This window comes from Burkholderia sp. 9775_39 (genome assembly GCF_015712225.1).
Taxonomy (GTDB): Bacteria; Pseudomonadota; Gammaproteobacteria; order Burkholderiales; family Burkholderiaceae; genus Burkholderia; species Burkholderia cenocepacia.
This window is the reverse complement of sequence record NZ_JACCQC010000029.1, coordinates 67,964-85,721: the sequence shown is the minus strand read 5'-3', so window position 1 is coordinate 85,721 and position 17,758 is coordinate 67,964. Positions and strand designations below refer to the sequence as shown.

The 17,758-nt window shown below is 66.4% G+C and carries 13 protein-coding genes; all 13 read left to right on the top strand.

Translation table 11 applies throughout. The features are described from left to right. The first annotated feature begins 3 nt into the window (after positions 1 to 3). The 13 genes from H0X90_RS29420 (at position 4) to H0X90_RS29360 (ending at position 17,654) form a co-directional block, all read left to right on the top strand. Positions 4 to 1,062 (top strand): sulfate/molybdate ABC transporter ATP-binding protein, encoded by a 1,059-nt coding sequence (locus H0X90_RS29420; RefSeq protein WP_058901429.1) that lies wholly within the window; start codon positions 4 to 6, stop codon positions 1,060 to 1,062. Between the two features lie 75 nt (positions 1,063 to 1,137). Beyond that, positions 1,138 to 2,064, top strand: coding sequence for a CysB family HTH-type transcriptional regulator (locus H0X90_RS29415; protein WP_006484201.1), 927 nt, complete (start codon positions 1,138 to 1,140; stop codon positions 2,062 to 2,064). A 168-nt stretch (positions 2,065 to 2,232) separates the two neighbouring features. Then, complete coding sequence (locus tag H0X90_RS29410; protein ID WP_155123396.1) at positions 2,233 to 2,547, top strand: hypothetical protein; 315 nt, start codon at positions 2,233 to 2,235, stop codon at positions 2,545 to 2,547. A 253-nt stretch (positions 2,548 to 2,800) separates the two neighbouring features. Then, positions 2,801 to 3,751 carry a sugar ABC transporter substrate-binding protein gene (locus H0X90_RS29405; protein ID WP_006484190.1) on the top strand — a complete coding sequence of 317 codons (951 nt, stop codon included), beginning with the start codon at positions 2,801 to 2,803 and terminating at the stop codon, positions 3,749 to 3,751. A 145-nt stretch (positions 3,752 to 3,896) separates the two neighbouring features. Next, on the top strand, positions 3,897 to 5,510 hold the full coding sequence (locus H0X90_RS29400; RefSeq protein ID WP_077190456.1) for a sugar ABC transporter ATP-binding protein: 1,614 nt from the start codon (positions 3,897 to 3,899) through the stop codon (positions 5,508 to 5,510). Then, a complete protein-coding gene (locus H0X90_RS29395) occupies positions 5,507 to 6,526 on the top strand; it encodes an ABC transporter permease (RefSeq protein ID WP_006484124.1) in 1,020 nt (339 codons plus the stop codon). The genes H0X90_RS29400 and H0X90_RS29395 overlap by 4 nt, the downstream gene beginning before the upstream one ends. A gap of 34 nt (positions 6,527 to 6,560) precedes the next feature. Next, the gene (locus H0X90_RS29390) at positions 6,561 to 7,592 is read left to right on the top strand and encodes a LacI family DNA-binding transcriptional regulator (RefSeq protein ID WP_062910665.1); all 1,032 of its coding nucleotides are present in this window, start codon (positions 6,561 to 6,563) and stop codon (positions 7,590 to 7,592) included. Next, a complete protein-coding gene (gene rbsK, locus H0X90_RS29385) occupies positions 7,589 to 8,518 on the top strand; it encodes a ribokinase (protein ID WP_034201811.1) in 930 nt (309 codons plus the stop codon). The genes H0X90_RS29390 and rbsK overlap by 4 nt, the downstream gene beginning before the upstream one ends. Before the next feature lie 291 nt (positions 8,519 to 8,809). Further along, positions 8,810 to 10,573, top strand: a complete 1,764-nt coding sequence (locus H0X90_RS29380) for a methyl-accepting chemotaxis protein (protein ID WP_048986717.1) — start codon at positions 8,810 to 8,812, stop codon at positions 10,571 to 10,573. 551 nt (positions 10,574 to 11,124) lie between these two features. Beyond that, the gene (locus H0X90_RS29375) at positions 11,125 to 13,047 is read left to right on the top strand and encodes a PrkA family serine protein kinase (RefSeq protein ID WP_006483964.1); all 1,923 of its coding nucleotides are present in this window, start codon (positions 11,125 to 11,127) and stop codon (positions 13,045 to 13,047) included. Positions 13,048 to 13,172: 125 nt separating this feature from the next. Next, positions 13,173 to 14,441: a YeaH/YhbH family protein gene (locus H0X90_RS29370; RefSeq protein WP_006483957.1), complete on the top strand. Its 1,269-nt coding sequence runs from the start codon at positions 13,173 to 13,175 to the stop codon at positions 14,439 to 14,441. Further along, positions 14,438 to 16,117 (top strand): SpoVR family protein, encoded by a 1,680-nt coding sequence (locus tag H0X90_RS29365; protein ID WP_077190458.1) that lies wholly within the window; start codon positions 14,438 to 14,440, stop codon positions 16,115 to 16,117. Before H0X90_RS29370 ends, H0X90_RS29365 begins: the two co-directional genes overlap by 4 nt. A gap of 232 nt (positions 16,118 to 16,349) precedes the next feature. Beyond that, positions 16,350 to 17,654, top strand: a complete 1,305-nt coding sequence (locus tag H0X90_RS29360) for an MFS family transporter (protein ID WP_006483959.1) — start codon at positions 16,350 to 16,352, stop codon at positions 17,652 to 17,654. The last annotated feature ends 104 nt before the right edge of the window (positions 17,655 to 17,758 follow it).

The window sequence follows — 17,758 nt, the reverse complement described above, 5'->3', positions numbered from 1 at the left end:
AGAATGGGTATCACCGTCCGTAACCTTCAGAAGCGCTTCGGCGATTTCACGGCGCTCGACAACGTCTCGCTCGACTTCCCGCCCGGCGAACTGGTCGCGCTGCTCGGCCCGTCCGGCTGCGGCAAGACCACGCTGCTGCGCGTGATCGCGGGCCTCGAGCACGCGGACGCCGGCCAGGTCGTGCTGCAGGGGCTCGACGTCGCGTCGGTCGGCGCGCGCGACCGCCAGGTCGGCTTCGTGTTCCAGCATTACGCGCTGTTCCGCCACATGACGGTGTTCGAGAACGTCGCGTTCGGGCTGCGCGTGAAGCCGCGCCGCGAGCGGCCGTCGGAAGCCGCGATTCGCGACAAGGTGCACGAGCTGCTCAAGCTCGTGCAGCTCGACTGGCTCGCGCAGCGCTATCCGTCCGAGCTGTCGGGCGGGCAGCGCCAGCGTATCGCGCTCGCCCGCGCGCTCGCGGTCGAGCCGAAGGTGCTGCTGCTCGACGAACCGTTCGGCGCGCTCGACGCGAAGGTCCGCAAGGAGCTGCGCGGCTGGCTGCGTCGCCTGCACGACGACCTGCACATCTCGACGATCTTCGTCACGCACGACCAGGAAGAGGCGCTCGAAGTGGCCGATCGCATCGTCGTGCTGAATCGCGGCCACGTCGAGCAGGTCGGCAGCCCGCAGGACGTCTACGATCATCCGCAAAGCGCGTTCGTGTACGAGTTCCTCGGCGCGGCGAACCGGCTGCCGGGCACGGTTGCCGGGCGCGGCTTCGTCGCGGAAGGCGCGGCCGCGCCGATCGAGGTCGACGCCGATTTCGCGGGCCCCGCGCACGCGTACGTGCGGCCGCACGATCTGCAGCTGTGGCCGGCGGGCGAAGGGCACCGCGACGGCATCGCGGTGGACGTGCGGCGCGTGATTCCGCTCGGCGGTTCGGTGCGCGTGGAGCTCGAGGCGCGCGCCGGCGGCGCGCTCGAGGCGGAACTCGACCGCGACGCATGGCGGGCGCTGTCGCTGCAGGTCGGCGACGGTGCGACGGCCGTGCCGCGCGCCGTGCGGGTATTTCCCGCGCGTTGACGAGACAATGCAGGGCAGAGGGCGGGCATCGCTCCGATTCGACAATCAAACAACGACAGCCTAAGAGGCATACCCATGAATTTTCAGCAATTGCGGTTCGTGCGCGAAGCGGTGCGCCAGAACATGAACCTGACGGAAGTCGCGAACGTGCTGTACACGTCGCAGTCGGGCGTGTCGAAGCAGATCAAGGATCTCGAGGACGAGCTGGGCGTCGACATCTTCATCCGGCGCGGCAAGCGGCTGACGGGGCTGACGGAGCCCGGCAAGGCCGTGCACCAGCTGATCGAGCGGATGCTGCTCGACGCCGAGAACCTGCGCCGCGTCGCGCGCCAGTTTGCCGATCAGGACAGCGGCCACCTCGTCGTCGCGACGACGCACACGCAGGCGCGTTACGCACTGCCGAAGGTGATCCGGCAGTTCACCGACGTGTTCCCGAAGGTGCATCTCGCGCTGCGCCAGGGCAGCCCGCAGCAGATCGCGCAGATGATCCTGAACGGCGAGGCCGATCTCGGCATCTCGACCGAGGCGCTCGACCGCTATCCGGACATCGTCACGTTCCCGTGCTATTCGTGGCACCACACGGTCGTCGTGCCGAAGGGCCACCCGCTCGTCGGCCGCGAGAACCTGACGCTCGAGGAGATCGCCGAATACCCGATCATCACGTACGACCAGGACTTCACGGGCCGCTCGCACATCGACCAGGCGTTCACGCAGGCGGGCGCCGTGCCCGACGTGGTGCTGACCGCGATCGATGCGGACGTGATCAAGACCTACGTCGAACTCGGGATGGGGATCGGCGTGGTCGCGGCGATGGCCTACGATCCGCAGCGCGACACGGGGCTCGTCGCGCTCGATACGCAGCACCTGTTCGAGGCGAGCACGACGCGGGTCGGGCTGCGCAAGGGCGCGTTCCTGCGTGCGTACGCGTACCGGCTGATCGAAATGTTCGCCCCGCACCTGAACGAAGCGGAAATCGCCGGGCTGTTGCGCGAAGCCGTTTGACCGGTGCACGTCGCGCGCCGTCCGGGCCGTTGCCGCGGATGGCGCGACTTGCACCCCGCGTGCGGTGCCGCATACGGCGCCGGGCGCGACAGGCGATGGCCGCCATCACGGCTCAAGCACCCGCCGAGCGATACCGCGCCGTGCGTCGTGCCAGGCGACGATCGCCCCATGTTGCCGACCAACAGAAAAACAGAACGACCTGCAACGCCAGGCCTTGGCGCGGAACGCACGATCGGCAGTCGTCCTCATTCACAAGGCCGCGCGTGCGAATCGCCGCGCGGTTCCGTCACGGTCGACGACATGTCGCGACGGCGAATGCGGCCGAGCTTCGTGCCGACCGTCGACGCGAGCGCGTTGTCCGGAACGATCCGCTTCCTCGCTGGCCAGCCGCCTGCAAAGCGCTCCGGCGAGCCGCCGCCGGCATCGCGAGTGTCGTATTTGCGCGTCGTGAAGCGCGCTCGCGCGCTCCGAATAAACCCTTAAATATTGATCAGACAGGTTGCGCGCCGAAGCGAATCGGTACAGCATAGCCTTCACTCCGCCGGCCTCCCGCCGGCGGTGGCGCGTCAACGACAGCACGCGCCAGGCAGTCGGCCGTCTGCCTCGCTTCCATTCCGTGGTACCGACAGCAGCATCGATGGCCATTGCCCGGGTAGTGTGGCGCAAACGTTTGCTCACATTAAAACAACAGTCAAACAACAATCCGGCCCTTCGGGCCAGTCGCCAGGAGATGTGTATGAATGTCCGCTTTCGCCGTCGCTTCCTGACCGCCGCGCTCGCCGCCGTCGCGGTGGCCGCCGCACCGGCCGTCCACGCGCAATCGGCGGGCAAGCCGAAGGTCGCGCTCGTGATGAAGTCGCTCGCCAACGAGTTCTTCCTGACCATGGAAACGGGCGCGAAGGAATACCAGAAACACAACGCGAACCAGTTCGACCTGATCACCAACGGCATCAAGGACGAAACCGACACCGCGAACCAGATCCGCATCGTCGAGCAGATGATCGTCTCGAAGGTCGACGCGATCGTGATCGCACCCGCCGATTCGAAGGCGCTCGTGCCGGTCGTGAAGAAGGCCGTCGACGCGGGCATCATCGTCGTGAACATCGACAACCGGCTCGACCCCGACGTGCTGAAGTCGAAGAACCTGAACGTGCCGTTCGTCGGCCCGGACAACCGCAAGGGCGCGCGCAAGATCGGCGACTACCTCGCGAAGCGGCTGAAGGCGGGCGACCAGGTCGGCATCGTCGAAGGCGTGTCGACGACGACCAACGCGCAGCAGCGCACGGCCGGCTTCCAGGACGCGATGAAGGCGGGCGGGATGAAGGTCGTGTCGGTGCAGTCGGGCGAATGGGAGATCGACAAGGGCAATGCGGTGGCCGCCGCGATGCTCAACGAATACCCGAACCTGAAGGCGCTGCTGTGCGGTAACGACAACATGGCGATCGGCGCCGTGTCGGCCGTGCGCGCGGCCGGCAAGCAGGGCAAGGTGCTCGTGGTCGGCTACGACAACATCAACGCGATCAAGCCGATGCTGAAGGACGGCCGCGTGCTCGCGACCGCCGACCAGTACGCGGCGAAGCAGGCCGTGTTCGGCATCGACACGGCGCTCAAGGCGATCGCCGAGCATCGCAAGCAGGCCGACATGTCCGGCGTGGTCGAGACGCCGGTGGATCTCGTGACGAAGTAACGCCGCCCCGGTGCGGCCGCTGCCCTCAAGAATCCGGCGTGGCGGCCGTTATCCGGTGTGAGCGCGATCACGGCCACTGCATGCACATGCACTTGTGAGCGTCATACCCGCGCGCCCCGTGCGCGCGGCCGCAACCAGGATCGCGATGGAACCGACCTTCCAACCCTCCCGTTCAGCCCATCCCGTGCTGTCCGTATCCGGCATCGGCAAAACCTATGCCGAACCCGTGCTCGCCGACGTCACGCTGACGCTCGACGCGGGCCAGGCGCTCGCGCTGACGGGCGAGAACGGCGCCGGCAAGAGCACGCTGTCGAAGATCATCGGCGGGCTCGTCGACCCGACCACCGGCACGATGCAACTCGGCGGCGAGGCCTATGCGCCGGCGAGCCGCACGCAGGCCGAGGCGCTCGGCGTGCGCATGGTGATGCAGGAGCTGAACCTGCTGCCGACGCTGACCGTCGCCGAAAACCTGTTCCTGAACCGCCTGCCGCGGCGCTTCGGGATCATCGACCGCGCGCGGCTGCGCGACGACGCCCGCGCCGCGATGGCGCAGGTCGGGCTCGACGCGGTCGATCCCGATACGCCGGTCGGCGCGCTAGGCATCGGCCACCAGCAGATGGTCGAGATTGCGCGCAACCTGATCGGCGACTGTCGCGTGCTGATCCTCGACGAGCCGACCGCGATGCTGACCGCGCGCGAAGTCGAGCTGCTGTTCGAGCAGATCGACCGGCTGAAGGCGCGCGGCGTCGCGATCGTCTACATCTCGCACCGGCTCGAAGAGCTCGCGCGCGTCGCCGAGCGCGTCGCGGTGCTGCGCGACGGCCGGCTCGTGCATACGGGCGACATGGCGGCGACGACGTCCGACGGGCTCGTCACGCTGATGGTCGGGCGCGAGATCGGCGAACACATCGATCTCGGCGAACGTCGTTTCGGCGCGCCGCGGCTCGCCGTATCGGGCCTCACGCGCGGGACGGCCGTGCGCGACGTGTCGCTCGAGGTGCGCGCGGGCGAGATCTTCGGCATCTCGGGGCTGATCGGCGCGGGGCGCACCGAGCTGCTGCGACTGATCTACGGCGCCGATACGCCGGATGCCGGCACGATCGCCGTCGGCCAGCCGCTGAAGCCGGCGCGGATCGCGTCGCCCGTCGACGCGGTGAAGCACGGCATCGCGCTGATCACCGAGGATCGCAAGGGCGAAGGTCTGCTGCTGTCGCAGTCGATCACCGCGAACGTGTCGCTCGGCCAGCTCGACCGGCTCGCGCGTGGCGGCATCGTCGATTCGGGGCGCGAAACGGCGCTGGCCGAGCAGCAGATCGACGCGCTGCGAATCCGCACGCACGGGGCGGCGCAGCCGGTCGGCGAGCTGTCGGGCGGCAACCAGCAGAAGGTCGTGATCGGCCGCTGGCTCGCGCGCGACATGGGCGTGCTGCTGTTCGACGAGCCGACTCGCGGGATCGACGTCGGCGCCAAATTCGAGATCTACACTTTGATGGGCGCGCTCGCGCGCGAAGGCCGCGCGCTCGTGGTCGTATCGAGCGACCTGCGCGAGCTGATGCTGATCTGCGACCGGATCGGCGTGATGTCGGCCGGCCGCATGACCGCCGTGTTCGAGCGCGGCAACTGGACCCAGGATGCGCTGCTGGCCGCGGCGTTCGCCGGCTTCGGCCGCGAGACGCCGGCGGCGGCCATGCAGCATCCGGACGCGGGGCAGGCGCACGGCGCCGCTCCGGGCACTTCGACGACAGGACCACAGCAATGACCCAGCCTCCCGTATCCCCGACCGACGCAGGCGCGCAGCAGGACGTGACGGGGCGCCGCGCGCGCACGCTGTCCGGCACGCGGCTCGGCCTGTCGAACTATCTCGGGCTGGCCGGCGCGCTGGCCGCGATGATCGCGCTGTTCTCCGTGCTGAGTTCGCATTTCCTGACCTACGACACGTTCAGCACGATCGCGAACCAGATTCCCGATCTCGTCGTGATGTCGGTCGGAATGACCTTCGTGCTGATCATCGCCGGGATCGACCTGTCGGTCGGCTCGGTGCTCGCGCTGGCCGCGTCGATGGTCAGCGTCGCCGCGCTGAAATGGCAGTGGGGGCCGCTGCCGGCCGCGCTGATCGGGATCGCGGTCGCGACCGCGACGGGCGCGCTGACCGGCGCGGTCACGGTCGGCTGGCGGATTCCGTCGTTCATCGTGTCGCTCGGCGTGCTGGAGGCCGCGCGCGGCCTCGCGTACCAGCTGACGAATTCGCGCACCGCGTATATCGGCGATGCGTTCGATTTCCTGTCGAACCCGATCGCGCTGGGCATTTCGCCGGCATTCCTGATCGCGGTCGCGGTGATGATCGCGGCCCAGTTCGTGCTCACGCGCACCGTGTTCGGACGCTATCTGGTCGGGATCGGCACGAACGAGGAAGCGGTGCGACTTGCGGGGGTTAACCCGCGGCCGTATAAAATTCTCGTATTCGCACTGATGGGCGCGCTCGCGGGGCTCGCGTCGCTGTTCCAGATTTCGCGGCTCGAGGCGGCCGATCCGAACGCGGGCGCGGGCCTCGAGCTGCAGGTGATCGCCGCCGTCGTGATCGGCGGCACGAGCCTGATGGGCGGGCGCGGCTCGGTGATCAGCACGTTCTTCGGCGTGTTGATCATCTCCGTGCTGGCCGCTGGGCTGGCGCAGATCGGTGCGAACGAGCCGACCAAACGGATCATCACGGGCGCGGTGATCGTGGTGGCGGTCGTGCTCGATACGTATCGCAGCCGGCGCGCACGCGTGCGGTAGAAGACAGACAGAACAGACCAGAGAGAAACGGGAAATGGCGACGATCAAGGATGTGGCGGCCATGGCGGGCGTGTCGTTTACGACCGTCTCGCACGTGGTGAACAATTCGCGGCCGGTGTCCGCGGATGTGCGTGCGAAGGTCGAGGGCGCGATCCGCGAGCTGAATTACGTGCCGTCGGCCGTGGCGCGCTCGCTGAAGGCGCGGGCGACGGCGACGATCGGCCTCGTCGTGCCGAACAGCACGAATCCGTACTTCGCCGAGCTTGCGCGCGGTATCGAGGATCAGTGCGCGGCCAACGGCTATTGCGTGTTCTTCTGCAATTCGGACGACGATCCCGTGAAGCAGCGCAACTACCTGCGCGTGCTGCAGGAAAAGCGCATCGACGGGCTGATCGTCGCGTCGGCGGGCGAGGACGCGGTGCTCGCGCAGACGCTCGCCGACACGCACGCGCCGCTCGTCGTCGTCGACCGCAACATCGAGGGGCTCGCGGCCGATCTCGTGCAGATCGACCACGAACGCGGCGCGTACCTGGCCACGCGCCACCTGCTCGAACTCGGGCACGCGAAGATCGGCTGCATCACCGGGCCGACCGACACCGCCGTCAGCGCGATGCGCGTGCACGGCTTCATCCGTGCGATGGCCGAGCGCGGGGTCGACATCGTGCCGGGCGCGATCGCCGAAAGCGATTTCTCGTGCCTGGGCGGCTATCACGCGGCATCGCGGCTGTTCGAATCGGTGCGGCCGAGCGCGATCTTCGCGGGCAACGACCTGATGGGCGTCGGCGCGCTGCGCGCGGCGGCCGAGCGCGGGATGCGCGTGCCCGACGACTGTTCGATCATCGGGTTCGACGACATCGAATTTTCCCGCTACACGTATCCGGCGCTGTCGACGGTCGGCCAGTCGGTGCGCGCGCTCGGCGAAATGGCCGCGCAGACGCTGATCGAACGGATCGGCGGCGGTTCGACCGCCGTGCCGAGCCGCCGTCGCGTCGTGTCGCCGCGCCTCGTGCTGCGCGAATCGACGGCGGTCTACCGCGAGCCGGCCGCACCGGTCGGTCGCGCATGACGGCGAACGCACCGGGCGCCGGCCGCGTGACGGTGGTCGGCAGCCTCAACATGGATCTCGTCGTGCGGGCGCCGCGGCTGCCGCTGCCGGGCGAAACGCTCGCCGGGCATGCGTTCGCGCAGGCGGCGGGCGGCAAGGGCGGCAACCAGGCCGTCGCCGCGGCCCGGCTGGGCGCGCAGGTCACGATGATCGGCTGCGTCGGCGCGGATGCGCACGGCGCGGCACTGCGCGCGGGCCTGGAGGCCGAGGGAATCGACTGCACGGGGCTCGCGACCAGCGCGTCGGCGTCGACCGGCGTCGCGCTGATCGTCGTCGACGATGCGAGCCAGAACGCGATCGTGATCGTCGCGGGCGGCAACGGCGAGGTCACGACCGACACGATCGCGCGGCACGAAGCCGCGCTGGCGGCGGCCGACGTGCTGATCTGCCAGCTCGAGACGCCGCCGGACGCGGTGTTCGCGGCACTGTCGGCCGGGCGCCGGCTCGGCCGCACGGTGGTGCTCAATCCGGCTCCGGCCGTCGCACCGCTGCCGGAGGGCTGGCTGCCGCTCGTCGACTACCTGATCCCGAACGAGGTCGAGGCGGCCGCGCTGACCGGGCTGCCGGTGCGCGATCCGGCGGAGGCCGAGGCCGCCGCGCGGGCGCTGCAAGCCGGCGGCGCGCGCAACGTGCTGGTCACGCTCGGCGCGCGCGGCGTGCTCGCGCTGACGGCTGACGGCGCCGCGCGGCATTATCCGGCGCCGGTCGTGCAGGCCGTCGACACGACGGCGGCCGGCGACACCTTCATCGGCGGCTTTTCCGCGCGGCTCGCGGCCGGCGCGGACGTCGACGCGGCCATCCGCTTCGCGCAACGCGCGGCGGCGCTGTCGGTCACGCGCGCGGGCGCGCAGCCGTCGATTCCGACCCGCGCCGAACTGGCCGACTAGGGTCGGATCCGCGGTTCTAAATTCCGACACGCGGCCGGTTCGTCGCGCGAGACGGCCGCTCGCGCCGCCGGCAACGCGTTCGCTTGCCGGCGCGCCCTTCCTGCCCGCTTCACCATCCCGCCCCGAATTGCGTCAATTATTCAGTCGTCTGTAATAAACAGACGAATAATTCGAAATAATGACGCGAAAACCATCAAGTTATGCGCCGCACGGTCGTAAATGCACCGAGTGAAGCAATGCTTCGAGCCAACGGGCCGGGCCCGTTCATGACGACGCAACACAGGATGGATGATGGTGTTCAGGAACCTGACGATTCGTGCGCGCATCGGTTTGACGATGGCGTTTCTGGCGGTACTGCTGGGTATCACCGGCGTGCTCGGTCTGTACGGGATGACGCGTTCGAACGATTCGACGCGCGAAATTTTCACGAACCAGATGCCGAGCGCGGTCAACGTGGCGGTCTCGGAAATGTTCGCCGCGCGCGAGCGTCTCGCACTCGACCGGGCGGCGCTGCTGGCCGGCACGCCCGACTCGGCGGCGGCCGTCGAGCGCAGCCGCGCGATGCGCGTGCAGTCCGACGCGTGGTGGCAGAAATACCTGGCGCTGCCGCGCGGCGCGGACGAGGACCGGCTCGCCCAGGAGGTCGCCGCCCGGCGCAAGGTGCTGCAGGACAGCTGCGACGCGTTCGGGAGTGCGGTCGCGGCCGGCGATCACGACCGGATCGGCGAGGGCGCGAAGCAGCTCCAGGCGCGCTATAACGAGCTGGCCGTGGCCGGCGAAGCGCTGCGCACCTTCCAGTTCACCGATGCGCAGGCGCGCTTCGACCGGGCGGAATCGGTATTCGAGACGATGCGCGTGCTGTCGATCGTCGTGCTGGTGGCCGGCATCGGCGCCGCGGTGCTGTCGTGGCTGACGCTGAGCCGCGCGATCGGACGCCCGATCGCCGACGCGCTGGCGCATTTCGACGCGATCTCCGCGGGCGACCTGCGCCGGCCGATCGTCGTCGACCGGCGCGACGAGATGGGCCAGTTGCTGGAAGGCCTCGCGCGGATGCAGCGCGGGCTCGTCGACACGGTGCGCACCGTGCGCGGCGGCAGCGAGTCGATCGCGACCGCGGCCCGCCAGATCGCGGCCGGCAACATCGACCTGTCGTCGCGTACCGAGGAGCAGGCGGCGGCGCTGCAGGAAACCGCGTCGAGCATGGAGCAACTGACCGGCACCGTGAAGCAGAATGCGGACAATGCGCGCCAGGCAAGCTCGCTGGCCGCGAACGCGTCCGAGATTGCAAACAAGGGCAATACGGTGGTCGGCCAGGTGGTCGGCACGATGGGCGAAATCAACGACAGCTCGGCGAAAATCGCGGACATCATCGCGATCATCGAGGGAATCGCGTTCCAGACCAACATTCTTGCGCTGAATGCGGCCGTCGAAGCCGCGCGGGCGGGCGAGGAAGGCCGCGGCTTCGCGGTCGTCGCGGGCGAAGTGCGCAGCCTCGCGCAGCGTTCGTCGAGTGCGGCGAAGGAAATCAAGGCGCTGATCGACGCGTCGGTGGAACGTATCCGGACCGGCTCGACGCTGGTCGACGAAGCAGGGCGCACGATGAGCGACGTGATCGGCGCGGTCCAGCGCGTGACGGACATCATGGGCGAGATCGCGGCGGCGTCCGAGGAGCAGAGCGGCGGGATCGACCAGGTGGCGCGTGCGGTCGCGCAAATGGACGAGGTCACGCAGCAGAACGCCGCGCTCGTCGAGGAAGCCGCGGCTGCCGCGCAATCGCTCGACGAACAGGCGGCGCGCCTGCGCGAAACGGCGGCGGTATTCCAGCTCGACGACGAAACGGCGCGCGCGGGCACCGCCGTCGCGGTTGCGGCGCGTCATGCGCCGCGCGCGCCGGTCGCGGCGCCTGCACCGGCTGCCGCGCGCGTCGAACGCGACGCCGCGCCGAAACGCGCGCCTGCCGCGATGCCGGCGCGCCAGCCTGTCGCCGCATCGGCCGCGCCCGCGCCCGCACAGGCTGCCGCGACCGCCGGCGGCGACGACTGGGAGACGTTCTGATCGGCGCGCGCCGTGTATCTATCCCCATTTGGTGACGAACGACGCCCGCGATCAGCGGGCGTCGTCGTTTCCGCAACGGACGAAATGTGACAGCGCGGACGATCGATCGTGCGTCGTCGCGTGCAGTGCGCGTCGCCGGTCGACGGAGACGCAGGAACGCGCTGCGTGCACGTCATGTTCCCGCGCTCGTCGTACGGGTATGTCCGTAAGGGACTGCGAAAAAAATTTGTAACGGTGCGCGCGGCGTGTCATCGCACGCGACTGCTCGAACGTATAGGGATGAAGGGGAGAAGTGGCGACGTCGGCGGTGTCCAACGCACGAGACGTTTCGATGTTCGACGAGACGCGGCGGATGCAGTTTCTGCGGCTCGGGAGATCAATTGTAAAACGGCGAAATGCGTTGTCCAAGCGGTGTTGTCGAGAATGACGAACTTCATACGAAGAGTTCGTGAAAAAAAATAAGAAAGGGTTTAGGATGAATTCGAACGCGCTTGCTTCTGCGCAGTCATACGAAGGCAGGCACGTCTTCAGACTCAGGCGAGGGAGGTAGCATGGATATTTACAGCAGCTTCGCGAACCGCTTCGAAAAAACGCGAGAGGAAGAGCTCTCGCTGGAGGAGTATCTCGCGCTCTGCAAGAACGATCCATCCGCGTACGCGACGGCTGGTGAACGCATGCTGGAAGCAATCGGGGAACCTGAACAGATCGATACCCGCAACGACCCGCGCTTGTCGCGGATCTTCGCGAACAAGGTCATCAAGGTGTATCCGGCATTCCGTGAGTTCTACGGAATGGAGGAGGTGATCGAGCAGGTGGTCGCGTATTTCCGCCACGCTGCGCAAGGCCTTGAAGAGAAGAAGCAGATCCTCTATCTGCTGGGCCCGGTGGGCGGCGGCAAGTCGTCGATCGCCGAGCGCCTGAAGCAACTGATGGAGCGCGTGCCGTTCTATTCGCTGAAGGGCTCGCCCGTCAACGAATCGCCGCTCGGGCTGTTCGACTACGACGAGGATGGTCCGATCCTCGAGGAACAGTACGGCATTCCGCGCCGCTACCTGAAAAGCATCCTGAGTCCGTGGGCCGTCAAGCGCCTGCACGAATACAACGGCGACATCCGCCAGTTCCGCGTGGTGCGCCGCTATCCGTCGATCCTGCGGCAGGTCGGCATCGCGAAGACCGAGCCGGGCGACGAGAACAATCAGGACATCTCGTCGCTGGTCGGCAAGGTCGATATCCGCAAGCTCGAACAGTATGCGCAGGACGATGCCGACGCCTACAGCTACTCGGGCGGCCTGTGTCTCGCGAACCAGGGCCTGCTCGAATTCGTCGAAATGTTCAAGGCGCCGATCAAGGTGCTGCACCCGCTGCTGACCGCCACGCAGGAAGGCAACTTCAAGGGTACCGAAGGTTTCGGCGCGATTCCGTTCGACGGCGTGATTCTCGCGCACTCGAACGAGTCGGAATGGAAGGCGTTCCGCAACAACCGCAACAACGAGGCGCTGCTCGACCGGATCTTCGTCGTGAAGGTGCCGTACTGCCTGCGCGTGTCGGAAGAGATCAAGATCTACGAGAAGCTGATCCGCAACTCGTCGCTCGCCGAGGCCGTGTGCGCACCGGGCACGCTGAAGATGATGTCGCAGTTCTCGGTGCTGTCGCGGCTGCACGAGCCGGAGAATTCGAGCCTGTTCTCGAAGATGCAGGTGTACGACGGCGAAAACCTGAAGGACACCGATCCGAAGGCGAAGTCGTACCAGGAGTATCGCGATTACGCGGGCGTGGACGAAGGGATGACCGGCGTGTCGACCCGCTTCGCGTTCAAGATCCTGTCGCGCGTGTTCAACTTCGATACGAGTGAGGTCGCGGCGAACCCCGTGCACCTGATGTACGTGCTCGAACAGCAGATCGAGCGCGAGCAGTTCCCGCCGGAAACGGAGCAGAAGTACCTGTCGTTCGTGAAGGACGTGCTCGCGTCGCGCTACGCGGAGTTCATCGGCAAGGAGATCCAGACCGCGTATCTCGAGTCGTATTCGGAATACGGCCAGAACATCTTCGATCGCTACGTCACGTATGCGGACTTCTGGATTCAGGATCAGGAATTCCGCGATCACGATACCGGCGAGAGCTTCGACCGCGCCGCGCTGAACGCGGAGCTGGAGAAGATCGAGAAGCCGGCCGGGATCAGCAATCCGAAGGATTTCCGCAACGAGATCGTGAACTTCGTGTTGCGCGCGCGGGCGGCGAACGCCGGCAAGAACCCCGTGTGGACGAGCTACGAAAAGTTGCGCGTCGTGATCGAGAAGAAGATGTTCTCGAACACCGAGGAACTGTTGCCGGTGATTTCATTCAACGCCAAGGGTTCGGCGGAGGAGCAGCGCAAGCATGAGGACTTTGTGAACCGGATGGTCGCGAAGGGCTATACACCGAAGCAGGTGAGGCTGCTTTGCGACTGGTACCTGCGCGTGCGCAAGTCGTCATGACGCGCGCGGTACCGTGCCCGTACGGCGAGTCCGTACGGGCGCTTTCAGAGACGCCGCCCGCATGACGGCAGACGGCATGTGCGGCGAGCGTCCCGGCGTATCGACTTTCGAGCGGGAGACCGGGAGTGCTTCATCAAATCATCGACCGCAGGCTGGCCGGCAAGAACAAGAGCATCGCCAATCGCGAACGCTTTCTGCGTCGCGTCAAGAACTACATTCGTCGTGCCGTGTCCGACGCGGTGCGCGACCGTAGCATCAAGGATATCCAGAGCACGCAGAGCATCACGATCCCGCGCAAGGACATCGCGGAGCCGAATTTCCGGCACGCGCCGGGCGGGCGTCGCGAGTACGTGCACCCCGGCAACGAGGACTACGTGCGCGGCGACAAGATCCCGCGTCCGCAGGGCGGCTCGGGTGGCGGAGGCAGTCAGGCGAGCAACGAGGGCGAAGGGCAGGACGACTTCGTGTTCGAGCTGTCGCGCGACGAGTTCATGCAGTACTTCTTCGACGACCTCGAACTGCCGCGCCTCGTGAAGACGCACCTGCTGACGGTGCCGAGCTGGAAGAACGTGCGCGCGGGCTGGTCGGCGGAAGGCACGCCGAACAACATCGACGTCGTGCGTTCGCTGCGCAGCGCGCTCGGCCGGCGCATCGCGCTCGGCTCGCCGCTCGTCAACGAGCTGCGCGAGCTCGAGGCGCAACTCGAAGCGCTGAAGAACGACCCCGAAGACCGCCGCGCCGAAATCGCGACGCTCGAGGCCGAGATCCATCATCTGAAAGGGCGCATCTGGCGGATTCCGTTCATCGATCCGTTCGACCTGCGCTACATCAATCGCGTGAAGCAGCCGCAACCGTCGAGCCAGGCCGTGATGTTCTGCCTGATGGACGTATCCGGCTCGATGGACGAGCAGCGCAAGGATCTCGCGAAGCGCTTCTTCATCCTGCTGTACCTGTTCCTCAAGCGCAACTACGAGCGCATCGAGGTGGTGTTCATTCGCCACCACACGCGCGCCGAGGAAGTCGACGAGGACACCTTCTTCCATTCGACCGAAAGCGGCGGCACCGTCGTGTCGAGCGCGCTGGAACTGATGCGCAAGGTGATGAGCGAGCGCTACTCGCCGACCGAGTGGAACATCTACGGCGCGCAGGCGTCCGACGGCGACAACTGGACTGACGATTCGCCCAAGTGTCGCAAAATCCTGGAAGAGGATATCCTCACTCAGACGCGTTACTTCGCGTATATCCAGGTCGCGCCGGAAGAGCAGAATCTGTGGCTGGAATACGCGCAACTGGCCCTGTCGCAACCGCATCTCGCGATGAAAAAAGTGGAATCGGCTGCGGACATTTACCCGGTGTTTCGCGAATTGTTCGAAAAGCAGGTGGAAATGTCATGACGACCCGCCATCTGCACAACGAGTCGCGCGGCTACGAGCCGCGCCCTTCCGGCGACGACACGACCGGTCCTGCCGCACCGCAACAACACGGGCAGGCCGAACCGTCGCCGCCGGCCGCCGACTTGCCCGGTTCCGGGCAAAAGGAAGCGCGTATGAACGTTGCCGAACGCAAGCCGCTGCCGTGTCCGTCCGACTGGACGTTCGAATTGCTCGAGGAATACGACACGCACATCTCGCAGGTCGCCGAACAATACGAGCTCGACATCTACCCGATCCAGCTCGAACTGATCAGCGCCGAGCAGATGATGGATGCGTATGCGTCGGTCGGGATGCCCGTCAACTACCGTCACTGGTCGTTCGGCAAGCACTTTCTCGCGACCGAGAAGAGCTATCGTCGCGGCCAGATGGGCCTCGCCTACGAAATCGTCATCAATTCGAACCCGTGCATCGCATATCTGATGGAAGAGAACACGATGACGATGCAGGCGCTCGTCATCGCGCACGCGGCGTACGGGCACAACTCGTTCTTCAAGGGCAATTACCTGTTCCGCCTGTGGACCGACGCGCACGCGATCATCGACTACCTCGTGTACGCGAAGAACTACGTCGCGGAATGCGAGGAGCGCTACGGCCTCGATCGCGTCGAGGAACTGCTCGACTCGTGCCATGCGCTGATGAATTACGGCGTCGACCGCTACAAGCGGCCGCAGAAACCGTCGCTGTCGAAGGAAGCGGCGCTGCGGCGCGAGCGCGAGGCGTACCTGCAGTCGCAGGTGAACGAACTGTGGCGCACGCTGCCGGGCAAGAAGCCCGAGCTCACGGAGGAGCAGGAGGACCGCTATCCGCCCGAGCCGCAGGAGAACCTGCTGTATTTCGCGGAGAAGAATGCGCCGCTGCTCGAACCGTGGGAGCGGGAAGTGATCCGCATCGTGCGCAAGATCGGCCAGTATTTCTATCCGCAACGACAGACGCAGGTGATGAACGAAGGCTGGGCGACGTTCTGGCACTACACGCTGCTCAATACGCTGTACAACCAGGGGAAGCTGGAAGACGGCTTCATGATGGAGTTCCTGCACTCGCACAGCAACGTGGTCTACCAGCCGCCCGTCACGAAGCCGTACTACAGCGGGATCAACCCGTATGCGCTCGGTTTCTCGATGATGAGCGACATCCGCCGGATCTGCGAAGCGCCGACGGAGGAAGACTACAAGTGGTTTCCGGAGATCGCGGGCACGCCGTGGCTGCCGGCGATGCACTACGCGATGCGCAACTTCAAGGACGAGAGCTTCATCGCGCAGTACCTGTCGCCGAACCTGATCCGCGAGATGCGGCTCTTCTCGGTGCTCGACGACGACATGCGCGATTCGCTCGAGGTATCGGCGATCCACGACGATTCCGGCTACCAGTACGTGCGGCAGGCGTTGTCTCGGCAGTACGACATCCATCACCGCGAGCCGAACATCCAGGTGTGGGCCGTCAACACGCGCGGCGACCGCAGCCTCACGCTGCGCCACTTCATGACCGACAACCGCCATCTGTCGAACGACAGCGACGAAGTGCTCAAGCACATGGCGCGGCTCTGGCAGTTCGACGTGTACCTGGAGAGCGTCGACGAGGCCGGCACCGTGCGCAAGCGCTACGAGTGCCGCTACGTGCCGCCGGAAGTGCGCGTGTGATCGTCGCGTCGACAATGTTTGCATCGGACGCCAGCCTGCGGGCTGGCGTTTTCATATGACGAACACGTGGCAGGAGAAAAATTTTCTACATCCGGACGAACCCGGAGCGCTTGTTACTTTACATTTCGCTAAAATCCCGTAGCGCCGTGCGCCGGAACCGGTGCCACGTGCGACCGCACGCGGCGGCCCCGGCCGTCTCGCCCAGAAAGCACTAAAAGGAACAGACCAACCCATGGACGTCCAGACCGACCAAGCTGCGCTGTCCGCGCATGACACCCGGCGACGCGTGTTCGCCATCGTCGGCGCCTCATCGGGCAACCTCGTCGAATGGTTCGACTTCTACATCTACTCGTTCTGCGCGCTGTACTTCGCGCCGGCGTTCTTCCCGAGCGGCAACACGACGACGCAGCTGCTGAACACCGCCGGCGTGTTCGCGGCCGGCTTCCTGATGCGTCCGATCGGCGGCTGGCTGTTCGGCCGCATCGCCGACCGTCATGGCCGTCGCGCGGCGATGATGATCTCGGTGCTGATGATGTGCGGCGGGTCGCTCGTGATCGCGGTGCTGCCGACCTATGCGCAGATCGGCGCGCTCGCGCCGGCGCTGCTGCTGGTCGCGCGCCTGTTCCAGGGCCTGTCGGTGGGCGGCGAGTACGGGACGAGCGCGACCTACATGAGTGAAGTGGCGCTGAAGGGCCGTCGCGGCTTCTTCGCGTCGTTCCAGTACGTGACGCTGATCGGCGGCCAGCTGTGCGCGCTGCTGGTGCTCGTGATCCTGCAGCAGACGCTGTCGGCCGGCGAGCTGAAAGCGTGGGGCTGGCGCATTCCGTTCGTGGTCGGCGCGGCGGCCGCGCTGATCTCGCTGTACCTGCGCAAGTCGCTCGACGAGACGTCGACGAGCGCATCGCGCGACAAGAAGGACGCGGGCACGATCCGCGGCGTGTGGCAGCACAAGGGGGCGTTCTTCACGGTGGTCGGCTTCACGGCCGGCGGCTCGCTGATCTTCTACACGTTCACGACGTACATGCAGAAGTACCTCGTGAACACGGCCGGCATGCACGCGAAGACGGCCAGCAACGTGATGACCGTCGCGCTGCTCGTCTACATGCTGATGCAGCCGGTGTTCGGCGCGCTGTCGGACAAGATCGGCCGCCGCACGTCGATGATCCTGTTCGGTGCGTTCGCGGTGATCGGCACGGTGCCGCTGATGCATGCGCTGAAGGGTGTGACGAGCCCGGTGGCCGCGTTCGTGCTGATCACGGTGGCGCTGGCGATCGTCAGCTTCTACACGTCGATCAGCGGCCTGATCAAGGCCGAGATGTTCCCGCCGGAGGTGCGCGCGATGGGCGTCGGCCTGTCGTATGCGGTGGCGAACGCGATCTTCGGCGGCTCGGCCGAGTACGTCGCGCTGTGGTTCAAGTCGATTGGCAGCGAGGAAACGTTCTACTGGTACGTGACCGCGCTGTGCGCGATCTCGCTGATCGTGTCGTGGCGGATGCGCGATCCGAGCAAGGAAGGGTACCTGCGTCACGAGCCGTGATCGGCCGCGCGTCGCGCGTACTCGCATCATGACGAACGTCCCGCCGGTTGGCGGGACGTTTTTTTTGCGACGTGCAATCGCGCATGTGACGGCACCCGCGGTTC